This is a genomic window from Gracilibacillus sp. HCP3S3_G5_2, assembly GCF_052063305.1.
Taxonomy (GTDB): domain Bacteria; phylum Bacillota; class Bacilli; order Bacillales; family Amphibacillaceae; genus Gracilibacillus.
Genome location: NZ_JBQHXU010000003.1, coordinates 173867 through 186683 on the forward strand (window position 1 = coordinate 173867; position 12817 = coordinate 186683).

Annotated in this window: 11 protein-coding genes, 1 other RNA gene and 1 other annotated feature; of the genes, 2 read left to right on the plus strand and 10 right to left on the minus strand. The window is 38.3% G+C overall.

Going from position 1 to position 12817, the window contains the following annotated elements; translation table 11 throughout:
- Positions 1 to 69: 69 nt before the first annotated feature.
- From recD2 to cymR, 6 genes are read right to left on the minus strand one after another with little or no spacing between them, the layout of a single operon-like run.
- Positions 70 to 2445 carry an SF1B family DNA helicase RecD2 gene (gene recD2 / locus ACTNEP_RS05870; protein WP_441160807.1) on the minus strand — a complete coding sequence of 792 codons (2376 nt, stop codon included), beginning with the start codon at positions 2443 to 2445 and terminating at the stop codon, positions 70 to 72.
- Between the two features lie 18 nt (positions 2446 to 2463).
- Positions 2464 to 3129, minus strand: coding sequence for a tetratricopeptide repeat protein (locus ACTNEP_RS05875; protein ID WP_441160808.1), 666 nt, complete (start codon positions 3127 to 3129; stop codon positions 2464 to 2466).
- Between the two features lie 27 nt (positions 3130 to 3156).
- A complete protein-coding gene (locus ACTNEP_RS05880; RefSeq protein ID WP_441160809.1) occupies positions 3157 to 3582 on the minus strand; it encodes a hypothetical protein in 426 nt (141 codons plus the stop codon).
- Between the two features lie 15 nt (positions 3583 to 3597).
- Positions 3598 to 4707 carry a tRNA 2-thiouridine(34) synthase MnmA gene (gene mnmA, locus ACTNEP_RS05885; protein WP_441160810.1) on the minus strand — a complete coding sequence of 370 codons (1110 nt, stop codon included), beginning with the start codon at positions 4705 to 4707 and terminating at the stop codon, positions 3598 to 3600.
- Between the two features lie 12 nt (positions 4708 to 4719).
- A complete protein-coding gene (locus tag ACTNEP_RS05890) occupies positions 4720 to 5862 on the minus strand; it encodes a cysteine desulfurase family protein (RefSeq protein WP_441160811.1) in 1143 nt (380 codons plus the stop codon).
- Between the two features lie 19 nt (positions 5863 to 5881).
- Complete coding sequence (cymR, locus tag ACTNEP_RS05895) at positions 5882 to 6301, minus strand: cysteine metabolism transcriptional regulator CymR (RefSeq protein ID WP_441160813.1); 420 nt, start codon at positions 6299 to 6301, stop codon at positions 5882 to 5884.
- 245 nt (positions 6302 to 6546) lie between these two features.
- On the opposite strand from cymR, the gene ACTNEP_RS05900 reads away from it, so the two are divergent.
- On the plus strand, positions 6547 to 7809 hold the full coding sequence (locus tag ACTNEP_RS05900) for a replication-associated recombination protein A (RefSeq protein WP_441160814.1): 1263 nt from the start codon (positions 6547 to 6549) through the stop codon (positions 7807 to 7809).
- A gap of 326 nt (positions 7810 to 8135) precedes the next feature.
- Entirely contained in the window at positions 8136 to 8855 is a 720-nt protein-coding gene (locus tag ACTNEP_RS05905; protein WP_441160815.1) for an RsfA family transcriptional regulator, read from the plus strand.
- A 131-nt stretch (positions 8856 to 8986) separates the two neighbouring features.
- Here ACTNEP_RS05905 and ssrS read toward each other — a convergent pair.
- The 4 genes from ssrS to ACTNEP_RS05925 all read right to left on the minus strand — a co-directional run bounded on the left by ssrS (position 8987) and on the right by ACTNEP_RS05925 (position 12793).
- Positions 8987 to 9185: non-coding RNA, 6S RNA (gene ssrS / locus ACTNEP_RS05910), on the minus strand.
- Between the two features lie 83 nt (positions 9186 to 9268).
- Positions 9269 to 11020 (minus strand): aspartate--tRNA ligase, encoded by a 1752-nt coding sequence (gene aspS / locus ACTNEP_RS05915; protein WP_441160817.1) that lies wholly within the window; start codon positions 11018 to 11020, stop codon positions 9269 to 9271.
- Between the two features lie 11 nt (positions 11021 to 11031).
- Positions 11032 to 12294 carry a histidine--tRNA ligase gene (gene hisS, locus ACTNEP_RS05920; protein WP_441160819.1) on the minus strand — a complete coding sequence of 421 codons (1263 nt, stop codon included), beginning with the start codon at positions 12292 to 12294 and terminating at the stop codon, positions 11032 to 11034.
- Positions 12295 to 12349: 55 nt separating this feature from the next.
- Positions 12350 to 12567: a binding site (T-box leader), on the minus strand.
- 52 nt (positions 12568 to 12619) lie between these two features.
- Entirely contained in the window at positions 12620 to 12793 is a 174-nt protein-coding gene (locus ACTNEP_RS05925) for a hypothetical protein (RefSeq protein WP_441160820.1), read from the minus strand.
- Positions 12794 to 12817: the final 24 nt, after the last annotated feature.

Below are 12817 nucleotides of genomic sequence, written 5' to 3' on the forward strand. Positions count from 1 at the left end.
TTGAGTCTATAAACGATGTTCATCAACTTACGAGAAATGGAAAAATTACCCGTTGAATCATAGTTCATTTTACTCCATAAAATCATACGGAGAAAAGACTTCTTGTTCTACTTCTACAGCAAGCAAACGTTCATCTGCTGTTAGATTAGATTCGTCTTCCTCTTCGGCTATTTCTTTTATATCTTTTACTTGAAATAATTCATGCAAAAACGTAACAAGAGATGTATATCGCTGATTGGTATCTTCTGTTTGTACCCCACGCAAAAAGGCTGACTTATCACCACATATAACAAGGGATTGTTTAGCACGCGTAATTCCTGTGTAAATTAAATTTTTTCGTAGCATCCGGTTATACCCCGGGATAATTGGCATGATTACAATTTGAAATTCACTACCCTGTGATTTGTGAATAGAGGTACAATAAGCATGCATTAGATTCATTAGGTCTGCCTTCACATAAGCAACCTCTTTGTCATCGAAACTTACGACCACTTGTTCCTCTTGTTCAACATTTTCATCTTTTTCAAATATGGCGACAACTTCCCCTATATCACCATTAAATACACCATCTTCAGGTTGGTTAACAAGCTGAATCACTTTGTCCCCTTTTCGAAAAACAGTATCTCCGAAACGCATTTCTCTCTTACCTTGTTGTGGTGGGTTGATTACTGCTTGCAGCTCTTCATTCAATCGATGAATACCTGCTTTAGAACGATACATAGGTGCCAACACTTGAATTTGGCGAAGATCCACCCCTTTGTCATATGCTTTTTTTACTATTTGTGTCACAATATCAACAACCTGATAATCTGGACATGAAAGAAAATTAAAATCGTTAGCTTTCGTTAGGTTGTCAGGCTGGACTTTATTATTTTTAATTTCATGTGCAAGCTGTATAATCTTAGATCCTTCCTTTTGTCGGTATACCTCCTTAAGTGAAACAGATGAAACAACATTACTTTTTAAGAGGTCAGCAAGTACTTGACCTGGTCCAACGGAAGGAAGTTGATCTTCATCGCCTACAATTACAACTTGCATGTCTTCTGGAATTGCTCGAAATAGCTGATAAGCAAGCCAAATGTCTACCATGGAAAACTCATCTATTACGAGAATTTTTCCTTCTAACTTATTATTTTCATCTTTATCAAATGTTTCATGGCCATCCCAGCCTAATAGACGGTGAATCGTTACACTGTCAATTCCCGTAGACTCTTTCATCCGTTTAGCTGCACGACCAGTTGGTGCAGTTAGCACGAATGGATATTCTTCGTCCTCTTTATAATCATCTCGATCTAATGATAGATCATGTATCTCTGCATACGCATTAATTATTCCTTTAATAACAGTAGTTTTTCCTGTTCCCGGTCCACCAGTTAGGATGAAAATTTTCTCCGATAAAGCTGTTTCTAATGCTTGGTATTGTTCTCTTCCATAGCTTAATGCTTCTTCTTCCTCAATAGCACCTACTATTTTTAATAATTCTGCATCAGTAAATGCTCGCTCTATTTTTTTGTCAGCAATTCGTTTAACTTGGGCACAAAAACCAGTTTCTGAGTAATAAAGTGATGGTAAGTAAACTTTTTTATCAGTAACAATAATTTGTTTTTCTTTATTTAACTCGACAATTTCACTTGTCATCTTTTCGGCATCAATTCGATTAGTTTCGTCATCTAATAATTGGTCCATTTCATACAGTAGTTGATCAAGTGGTAAATAAACATGCCCATCTTGAATACTATTCTGTAAAATATAAATACATGCTGCCTGCAGTCTTGTCGGATGATCTATCGGAATATTATTCTCCTTTGCCATTTGGTCTGCACGTATAAAACCAAAGCCTTCAACCTCAAAGACAAACGCATAAGGATTGGTCTGTAATGTCTCTAAAGTCTCTTCTTTAAAAGCTGAATACATTTTTTGTGCCATTTTCAAACCAAAACCATACTTTGATAATTCAATGACAATATGCTCGAACCCTTGATTTTCATGAAGTATTTGATAAATCTTTTCTTGCTTATCTTTTGCTAATCCTTTTACTTGAGCTAGTACCGATTGGTCATTTAAAATCTGTGATAGCGCAGATTCTCCTAAGGTATCCACAATACGTTCTGCTGTTTTTTTTCCGATACCAGAAAATAGATCACTTGATAGATAAGCAATTACACCTTCTTTTGACTCTGGGAGAAAACGTTGATAGCTTTCGACCTGGAACTGACGGCCAAATCGTTTGTGTTCGACAACCCGTCCATAAAATTCGTATGTTTCACCCGGATCTAAACGCCTGAAGTACCCTTTCACAACAACTTCTGTTTCATCAAATTGTTGGTTGGTTTCGAGTATCTTGATCTTTGCAATGGAAAAATGCTCCTCTTTATTTTCGAAGATAGTATGAATCATTTCCCCTTTAATAAAGCTTTTTTGTTCAACAGTATGACTATTTTCCATTACAAAGACCTCCTTTCTTTACTCGTTTTCTTCGAACATTTTTTCAATTTGCTTTTTTCCATTCCCGGCTAATAGGTGATCAGGTTGAATAGCTAATGCCTGGTTAAAATGCTTCAAAGCCAAATCAATATTTTCATCATATAAAGCAATAACACCTAAATTATAATGCGCATCACTATGTTCTTGTTGGAGTTCTAATACTTTTTCGAAAGTAGCTTTAGCAGCGTCAAGTTGTTCTGTCTGAGCTAATGCCAACCCATATTGGAACTGAACATCAACGTCTTCAGGACTTAATTCACTTGCCCGTTGAAGATATGGTAGTGATAGTTTGAATTGTTCATCATATAAAAAGCTCATTCCTAACATAAAGTATGGATCTGCTTCTTCTAAACCAAGACTGATTGCTTTCTGAAAATATTCCTTTGCTGAATCGTAATGATCCTGTTCAAAGTGTACATTACCCAACCCATAGTGTGCTGTCGCTGCTTGATTATCAAGCTCCGTTGCTTTTAGGTAAAAGCGTTCCGCTCGCTGATAATCTTTCATATGTAAAAGTAGATTGCCAAAGTTAATATAATGTACGGGATCCTCTGGATTTTTTTCAATAGCTTCCGTGAAATATTGCGCTGCTTCCTCCAGTTTCCCTTCTTTCATATACTGAATCCCTTGATCGATTTCTGTCATGTCAAAACCTCCTGATGTTATTGTAGCTTAAGTAGGAATTAGTGTGCAAGCACAGTCTGCCAGTGTGTTTAATGGTAATGAAAGTGATGGACCCTTGTTTTGTCCTTCATCTCGCTTATGATGGACACTTTTCAAGGATGGACACTTGTTTTGTCCTTCATCTCGCTTATGATGAACACTTTTCAAGGTTAGACTCTTGTTTTGTCCTTCATCTCGCTTATGATGGACACTTTCCAAGGTTAGACTCTTGTTTTGTCCTTCATCTCGCTTATGATGGACACTTTTCAAGGATGGACCCTTGTTTTGTCCTTCATCTCGCTTATGATGGACACTTTTCAAGGATGGACCCTTGTTTTGTCCTTCATCTCGCTTATGATGGACACTTTTTGAAGGATGGACCCTTGTTTTGTCCTTCAACCTTTTTTTAAGAGAAAAGGGACAGCACGTTAGCATGCTGCCCCTCCATAATCATCCTACATAATCTAAATATTTATCATCTTTTATAATCTCATTGATCGTACCACCGCCCAAGCAGACTTCATCCTGGTAAAAGACAACTGCTTGCCCTGGTGTAATCGCACGTTCCGGGTTATCAAATACTACTTTTGCAGTGCCGTCTTCGTTCGGATAGACGGTTACGCCATTATCATTTTGGCGGTAACGGAATTTTGCTGTACAATGAAAGACATCTGAAGGTGCTTCATTAATCCAGTTGATATCCGTTGCAATTAATGCGTCAGAATATAATGCATCATTATGGTAATCTGCTCCAACATACAGCACATTATCTTCTAAGTTTTTACCAACTACAAACCATGGACCACCTGGCCCACCGATACCAAGTCCTTGACGTTGCCCGATCGTGTAGTACATTAGGCCATCATGCTCACCTTTTACTTCACCGTCAAGTGTCATAATTTTACCTGGTTGAGCGGGTAAATATTCACTGAGAAATTCTTTGAAGTTACGTTCGCCTATAAAGCAGATTCCGGTACTGTCTCTTTTGTTCGCAGTAGCCAATCCGTTTTCTTTGGCAATTTTGCGAACCTCTGTTTTGGGCAAGTCTCCCAGCGGAAACATAACCCTTTTTAAAACATCTTCGGATAATTGATTTAAGAAGTACGTTTGATCTTTATTATCGTCCACACCACGTAGCATTTCAACGCGATCACCATCACGTCTTACTTGTGCATAATGTCCTGTTGCCACGTAATCTGCGCCAAGGGACAGGGCATGGTCTAGAAATGCTTTGAATTTAATTTCTTTATTACACATTACATCAGGATTCGGTGTTCTACCTGCTTTATATTCATCTAAAAAATAAGTAAATACTTTATCCCAATATTGTTTCTCAAAGTTGACAGCATAATAAGGGATATCCAATTGGTTACATACACGAACAACATCATCGAAATCCTCTGTTGCGGTACACACACCAAATTCGTCAGTATCATCCCAGTTTTTCATAAAAATACCGACTACATCATATCCTTGTTCTTTTAACAAAAGGGCCGTTACGGAAGAATCGACTCCACCACTCATACCGACAACTACACGTGTATCTTCATTTTTTTTCATGTTTTCACCACCTTATTTGGTAAGTCTTTTGACTATTGTGGCAACTTTCTCAGCTGCTTTTGTTACATTTTCCTGATTATTAGCAAGTCCGAAGCTGAAACGAATCGAATTAGTAGTACAGCTGCTATTTTCCGTAAACATTGCACTTAAAACATGTGAAGGCTCTACAGACCCTGCAGTACAAGCACTTCCACTGGATGCAGCCACACCACTTAAATCAAAATTGGTTAGTAAGGCTTCGACATTAGTTCCCGGGAAGCTGATATTAATGATATTAGGTACTCGTTCACCTTTTTCCCCATTTATTGAAAAATCAACAGCTTGGTCACGAAGTATTTGTAAAAAGCGATCACGGTACTCTTGGTACTGCTGATATCTTTGTTCCCTTTCAGTTTGTGCAAGTTGAATTGCCTCCGTAAAACCAGCAATTGCGGCAACATTTTCTGTACCAGGTCGACGCTTTCGTTCTTGTTCTCCTCCATGCTGTAATGCTTGTAACGTTACATCAGGATGAACATATAAGAATCCTAACCCTTTTGGACCATTTATCTTATGAGAAGAGACAGTTAATAAATCCACTTTTAGCTGTTCGACATCAATTGGCAGAAGACCATAAGCCTGTACAGCATCGGTATGGAAATAAGCTTGGTGTTCTGCTAACAGTTCGCCAATTTCCGCAATAGGCTGAATGACACCTGTTTCATTATTAACCATCATAATAGTGACTAATATTGTATCCTCACGTAAAGCATTTTTCAATTGATCAAGATCGATAACACCATGTTCATTCACTTCTAAATATGTTGCTTCAAAGCCCTGTTTTTCAAGATTCTCAACAGTGTGTAATGTTGCATGGTGCTCTATTTTTGTTGTGATAATATGCTTCCCATTAGAATGATTTGCATAAGCAACACCGGTAATTGCCATATTATCCGCTTCTGTTCCCCCACTTGTAAACACTATATCTTTCTCGGAAGCGTTAATGGAACGAGCTGCAACTGTTCTTGCTTTGTCTAAAACTTGCCTTGCTTTACGTCCAAAAGAGTGAATACTGGAAGGATTACCAAAATTCTCTTGTAAGCTTTCTGTCATTGCTTCTGCAACTTTCGGATGCACCGGTGTTGTCGCTGCATGATCTAAATAGATAGCTTTCATTAACTTTCAACTCTTTTCTTTAAATGTAGAACATGTAAGGATCCTGCACGCCTTTTTCTCCATAGGTAGACAAATCCTCTAATGTGGTTGTATCAAGAACATCTTTGACCGCATCACGAATTCTTATCCAAAGTTCCTGCTTTGCTGGCTCCTCATCTTCAATTCCTTCAACTGGCGTGATCGGGCCTTCTAATATTCTGATAATGTCGCCAGCGGTAATCTCATTTGGTTCTTTTGCAAGTACGTAACCGCCATATGCGCCACGAATACTCTTCACTAAGCTCGCATTTCTCAACGGGGCAACTAGCTGTTCTAAATAGTGCTCCGATAAGTTATTTTCTTTCGCAATACTTTTTAGTGACATAGGACCGTTGCCGTTATTTTTCGCCAACTCGATCATAATTGTCAGTCCATATCTCCCTTTAGTCGATATTTTCATGGTTACACCTCATTTTTCCCCTTCAAAATAACTATATACAAAGTTCGTCATTAGTAGTTATTATAGCATGAATGATATACTTATTGCAGAACAATTCATAGCAGTTTACTTGCTAAAGGTATCTGTTAAACTTTTCATAGATAATAGTATTTGCAAAAACTAGTATCAGTACTTGCCTATATTAAGAAAGCAGCTAAAAAATGTCAAGTTGCTTGCTCCATAAGTAATAGAAAGGATGTAAACAAATGACGAAACAACCTCTTGCTTTTCGGATGAGGCCAAAAAATATAGATGAAGTAATTGGACAACAGCATTTAGTCGCGGAAGGTCAAATGATCAGAAGAATGGTTGACGCAAACCGTCTTCACTCTATGGTATTATATGGACCACCTGGTACAGGAAAAACGTCCATGGCGATTGGAATTGCTAATAGTTTAGGCATACGCTTTAAACTGTTAAATGCCGCAATAGATAAAAAGAAGGATATGCAAATAGCTGTAGAAGAGGCAAAAATGTCAGGACAGCTGGTTGTTATCTTAGATGAGGTACACCGACTCGATAAAGCAAAGCAAGACTTTCTTTTACCACATGTGGAGTCCAATTTGATCACACTAATCGGTTGTACAACAGCTAATCCTTATCATTCCATTAACCCAGCGATCAGAAGCCGCTCTCATATTTTTGAATTATTTCGCTTGGAACCTTCAGATATAATGGAAGCATTAGACCGAGCGATTGCTGATCAAGAAAATGGTTTAGGTGGGATGCCGCTTGTTGTCGAACAAGAAGCGAAAGAACACTTTGCCAATGCCTGTAATGGGGATTTACGTGCAGCGTTAAACGGACTTGAATTAGCTGCCTACTCCACACCACGTAATGACGAAAAAATCGTGATTGATTTAGCAAATGCTGAAGCATGTATGCAAAAAAAGAGTTTCTCCCATGATAAAGGAGGAGACGCTCATTATGATGTATTATCAGCTTTTCAAAAATCAATACGTGGAAGTGATGTTGATGCCGCATTACATTATCTAGGGAGATTGATTGAAGCAGGTGACTTAGAAAGTATAGCAAGAAGAATGCTGGTATGCGCCTATGAAGATATCGGTCTTGCGAATCCACAAGCGGGTCCAAGAACGTTAGCTGCTGTTGAGACAGCAGAACGTGTCGGCTTTCCAGAAGCTCGTATTCCTTTATCAGTGGCCATTGTTGAGTTATGCTTGTCTCCAAAATCTAACAGTGCATACACGGCATTGGATGCAGCACTAGCGGATATTCGCAAGGGTGATTCAGGAGAAATCCCTGCCCATTTAAAGGATGCACATTATAAAGGGGCAACAGCGCTTGGTCGTGGCGTTGACTATAAATACCCGCATGCCTATGATGGCGGTTGGGTCAAGCAACAATATTTGCCTGATAAAATCAAGCATAAGCAATACTATCATCCTAAGGATACAGGTAAGTTTGAAAAAAGTTTACAACAAATATATCAAAAAATGAAAAAATAGTGTTTAAATCACTCCTTTTCTGGTCAAAATAGCAAATAAGTTAATCTATTCGTACGATTATCAATCTATTAGATAAGCGAAAAACGCCCGATCAACAACAAGTTGCCTGAACTTCTTACAATACAGGTGGATTAAAGTAGCACACAAGGTGAGCATTTAATCGATCATGATTAGGTTGGAGATAAGGGAATCACCATGGAGTAGAAACTAAAGATGACTTATCTTACGAAGACGAGAATGTAGGGCACTAGGTTGGGCGCTAGAGATCTCAATTTTACTTAACTATCTATTAAAAAATGCCAGAATCAAACAAGGAGTGAACATACATGGCGAAAGTACGTCAGGATGCATGGTCACATGAAGATGACCTATTATTAGCAGAAACAGTATTACGACATATCCGTGAAGGGAGTACACAGTTAAAAGCTTTCGATGAAGTCGGCGATAAACTTAACCGAACTTCTGCTGCCTGTGGATTCAGATGGAATGCGGAAGTACGACAAAACTATGAACAAGCTGTTCAGATTGCCAAAAAACAACGAAAAGATAGGAAAAGAGCATTTGCAAATCAAAATAATGTTTATTCACCACCTAGTGTACAAGCTAGTCAACAAGAAACCGAGACAAATAGAACAATTGAAGAAGAAGTATATTCTATGTTGAATTGGAATGCTCATCACGAACAACCTGAGAATACTGCTTCTACTGTAACAGAATCCTATCAGGAAGCTTACAGTATAAATCTTGATCAAGTTATTCGATACTTACAATATTTAAAGAAAGAACAGAAGCTAGCACAATCTTCAAAAGCCAGTCAACAAAAACTAGTGCAAGAAAATGAACAATTAAAAACCCAAATAGAAAAGGAACAAAAAAGAGCCAAAGAGTTAGAAAATGAATTAAAGACAATGAAGGAAGATTATCAGGCTTTTATGCAAATCGTCGAACGTGCTAGAAAGATGGTAGTGTTTGAAGAAGAGGAATCACGACCTATCCCTAAATTCCGAATGGATAAGAACGGAAACTTAGAACAAGTAGCAAAATAATAAAGAGAAGGCAGCTATCCTAAAAAGAAGCTGTCTTTGTTTTCGTTAGTCATTTTTTTGTTACAATCGGTACGTTAAATGAGCGATCAAAAAAGGCACATCATAAAAATGATGTGCCTTTCCATTTAATCGACAATCCCAATTGTGCCGTCGTAGTGATGATGTTTTGATCCCCGCTCCTAGCAGGTGGGTGCCCTGTCCTATACTTCATGCTTCCACTGTTTTATCAAGTAAGTAAAGTGGCATGCACCCCATATAAGAACACCAGGCTCCCTATGTTATTGGTGTTCGGTCAAAACGTCAATAATCTGACGAACACATCAGGATTTGTTTTTATTGTTAAGTAAATAATAGCATATCGAAATTTGGAATTCAAGCGCATTAGATTACAGGATTTTAACAATTCTTTACAATTACTTTAATTTTAAATGCAACTCACCTAATTGTTTGCTATCGACTGCACTCGGTGCTTCTGTCATCGGATCTGAAGCTGACGCTGTTTTCGGGAACAAGATGGTATCACGTAAATTGGTGCGACCTGCAAGCAACATCACTAACCGGTCAAATCCAAATGCAATCCCTCCATGTGGTGGTGCTCCGTATTCTAAGGCATCTAGTAAAAAACCAAATTGTGATTCCGCTTCTTCTTCCGTGAATCCAAGTTTTTTAAACATTTGGTTTTGCATGTCACGTTGGTAGATACGAAGTGAACCTCCTCCTAGTTCATATCCATTTAAAACGAGGTCATAGGCTTGTGCACGAACGGCTCCAGGGTCTGTTTCCAACTTGTCAAAATCCGATTCAAATGGCATGGTGAATGGATGGTGTGCTGCATGATAGCGCCCTTCTTCCTCATCATATTCTAACAATGGCCAATCGGTAACCCATAAAAAGGCAAATTTGCTTTCATCAATTAAATGATGCTCTTTAGCCAGCTTCAATCGTAATGCACCTAATGTGTCATACACAACCTGTTTTTTGTCGGCTACAAAGAACAAGATATCTCCCGTCTTAGCATCAAGCATACTACGGAATTGTGCTTGCTCTTCACTAGAGAAGAATTTCGCAATCGGTCCTACTAAAGCTTCTTCTTCTACTTTTAGCCAAGCTAAACCTTTCGCACCATAAATTTTCGCAAAATCTGTCATATTGTCAAGATCTTTACGTGAGTAATGGTCTGCTTTCCCTTTTAAATTAATAGCACTTACTTTTCCACCATTTTCCACAGCTTGACGAAACACTTTAAAGCCAGATTCTTTGACCACCTCTGATAGGTTTACTAATTCCATCTCGAAACGGACATCAGGTTTATCAGAACCAAAGCGTTCCATCGCCTCATCATATGGTATACGCTGGAACGGAAGGCTAATGTCGATTCCTTTGACATCTTTCATTACTTTTTTCATCATGCGTTCCGTCATCTCTATTATATCCTCCATCGACATGAAGGATGTTTCAATATCGATTTGGGTAAATTCCGGTTGACGATCTGCACGTAAATCTTCGTCACGGAAACAGCGAGCAAATTGATAATATTTTTCAAAACCAGCAACCATTAATAATTGTTTAAACAATTGTGGTGATTGTGGTAATGCATAAAAGTAACCTTCATGTACGCGACTAGGTACTAAATAGTCACGGGCGCCTTCAGGAGTACTTTTTGTCAGCATTGGTGTTTCCATTTCCAAAAAGTCTTCACTGTTTAAAAACGCACGAATCGATTGTGTTGCCTGGTGACGTAATTTAAATGTATCTTGCATTACCTCTCGGCGCAAATCTAAATAACGGTATTTTAATCGAATATCTTCAGATACATCAATCTCATCTGTAAGCGTAAACGGAGGTGTTTTAGCCTCATTTAACACATGGATGTCACTAACGATAACTTCAATATCCCCGGTGTCAATTTTAGCATTTTTGGTTTCATCATCTCTTTCGATCACTTTTCCTTTTACTTCAATCACATATTCACTACGAACACTATCGCCAATCGCATGTGTTTCCTTTCCGTATTCTGCATTAAATACGATTTGGACAACACCTGAACGGTCACGCAAATCAATAAAAATAATCTCGCCAAGGTCACGACGTTTTTGTACCCAACCTTTTAGTGTAACTTCTTGATTCACGTGTTCTTTACGTAAAGTACCTGCTAAAGTACGCATGATTATCCCCCTTATACAATCTCTTTCATGTGTGTGGTTAATTGATCCAAGGCAATCGTTTCTTGATCACCTGTTTCCATGTTTTTAACGGAAATTTGATTATTTGCTAATTCATCTTCACCAAGAACCAATACGTATTTTGCTTGTAAACGGTCGGCTGCTTTAAATTGGCCTTTGAATTTTTTGCCTTGATAGTCTTTATCCACCTGGACACCCGCTTGTCGTAACTCATTAATGATTGCTGCAGCTTTTAAATTGGCTTCTTCACCTAATGACACGACATAACAATCTAGTTGGCTGTCAATTGGCAGTTCCACTCCTTCTGCTTCTAATGCCATTAAAAGTCGTTCTATACTAAGTGCAAATCCTATACCTGGTGTTTCAGGACCTCCTAATTCTTGGACAAGTCCATTATACCGACCGCCACCAGACAATGTCGTAATTGCTCCGAATCCTTCTGCATCACTCATTATTTCAAAGGCAGTATGATTATAGTAATCCAAACCACGTACTAAATTGGGGTCTACCTCATATGCTATATTCATTGCATCTAAGTATGCCTTTACCTTTTCAAAGTAAGCTTTTGATTCATCATTTAAGTAATCTAAAATCGATGGTGCATCTTGCATTTTTGGATGATTGCGATCCTTCTTACAATCTAAAACACGTAAAGGGTTTTGTATCAAACGAGTCTGACAGTCACTGCACAGCTCTTCTTTTACAGGTGTAAAGTGATCAATCAGTGCTTGGCGATGTTTTTCCCTGCTTTCTTGGTCTCCAAGGCTGTTAATGACAAGCTTTAATGAGTGTAACCCTAAAGACCGATAAGCATTCATTGCAAGTGAAATCACTTCAGCATCTATCGCCGGATCAGCACTGCCTAATGCTTCTACACCATATTGGACAAATTGCCGCATTCTACCTTGTTGGGGTCTTTCGTAGCGGAACATTGGTCCGATATAAAATAGTTTTGTCGGCTGATTTGGTGAACCAAACAATTTATGTTCCACATATGAACGAACTACTGATGCTGTCCCTTCCGGTCTTAAGGTAATGCTACGATCACCTTTATCTAAGAATGTATACATTTCTCTTTGAACAATATCTGTTGTATCACCGACTCCACGTTGAAATAATTCTGTATGTTCAAAAATTGGTGTGCGAATTTCTTCATAGTGGTAATTTTTGCTTAATTCCTTCAATTTCTCTTCAACATATTGCCATTTTTTAGTCACACCAGGTAATAGATCCTGTGTACCTCTTGGTGCTTTCATTAGATCTCCCCCTTACATATTCTTGTTTTTAAGCATTAAAAAACTCCCATCCCAAAAAAGGGACGAGAGATTACCCGTGTTGCCACCCTAGTTGAAGTATTTCTACTCCCACTCAAACAGTTAACGCCTGCATACGTTCATACCTACTCTAGTTTCGGCACAAAGCCTCCGGAATGTCTTTCACAAGAGTCAATTAGTAAGAATTCTTTCAGCCACGGGAATTCTCTCTCTTTCCTACTGTTTCTCTGTTACTCTTTCCTTCACCGGCTATATCTATTCAGATCTTTTGAATTTCTTATATCATAATCGTTCCTCATTGTTTTTGTCAAGTTTGTTTACGGTTTTTCGCTATTTTTTGAGTAGAATGCAGAGGAATGTCAAATTGAGCTGCAATTTCTGTCTGGTAATTCCGTGATTGCAATTCATTAAATTGGTGGATATTTTTCGTAAACTGGTGATTAGTAGCTGTTTTCCTATTGAGCTTGTAATGTGTGTGCATCTTAATCCATCCTCCTTTTACTTT

Bases quoted from the DNA above. Each gene is read 5' to 3' on its own strand.
- ACTNEP_RS05890 (WP_441160811.1), bottom strand. From the start codon at position 5,862: ATGAAAGCTATCTATTTAGATCATGCAGCGACAACACCGGTGCATCCG.
- ACTNEP_RS05880 (WP_441160809.1), bottom strand. From the start codon at position 3,582: ATGCTAACGTGCTGTCCCTTTTCTCTTAAAAAAAGGTTGAAGGACAAA.
- ACTNEP_RS05900 (WP_441160814.1), top strand. From the start codon at position 6,547: ATGACGAAACAACCTCTTGCTTTTCGGATGAGGCCAAAAAATATAGAT.
- recD2 (WP_441160807.1), bottom strand. From the start codon at position 2,445: ATGGAAAATAGTCATACTGTTGAACAAAAAAGCTTTATTAAAGGGGAA.
- mnmA (WP_441160810.1), bottom strand. From the start codon at position 4,707: ATGAAAAAAAATGAAGATACACGTGTAGTTGTCGGTATGAGTGGTGGA.
- aspS (WP_441160817.1), bottom strand. From the start codon at position 11,020: ATGCGTACTTTAGCAGGTACTTTACGTAAAGAACACGTGAATCAAGAA.
- ACTNEP_RS05875 (WP_441160808.1), bottom strand. From the start codon at position 3,129: ATGACAGAAATCGATCAAGGGATTCAGTATATGAAAGAAGGGAAACTG.
- cymR (WP_441160813.1), bottom strand. From the start codon at position 6,301: ATGAAAATATCGACTAAAGGGAGATATGGACTGACAATTATGATCGAG.
- hisS (WP_441160819.1), bottom strand. From the start codon at position 12,294: ATGAAAGCACCAAGAGGTACACAGGATCTATTACCTGGTGTGACTAAA.
- ACTNEP_RS05925 (WP_441160820.1), bottom strand. From the start codon at position 12,793: ATGCACACACATTACAAGCTCAATAGGAAAACAGCTACTAATCACCAG.
- ACTNEP_RS05905 (WP_441160815.1), top strand. From the start codon at position 8,136: ATGGCGAAAGTACGTCAGGATGCATGGTCACATGAAGATGACCTATTA.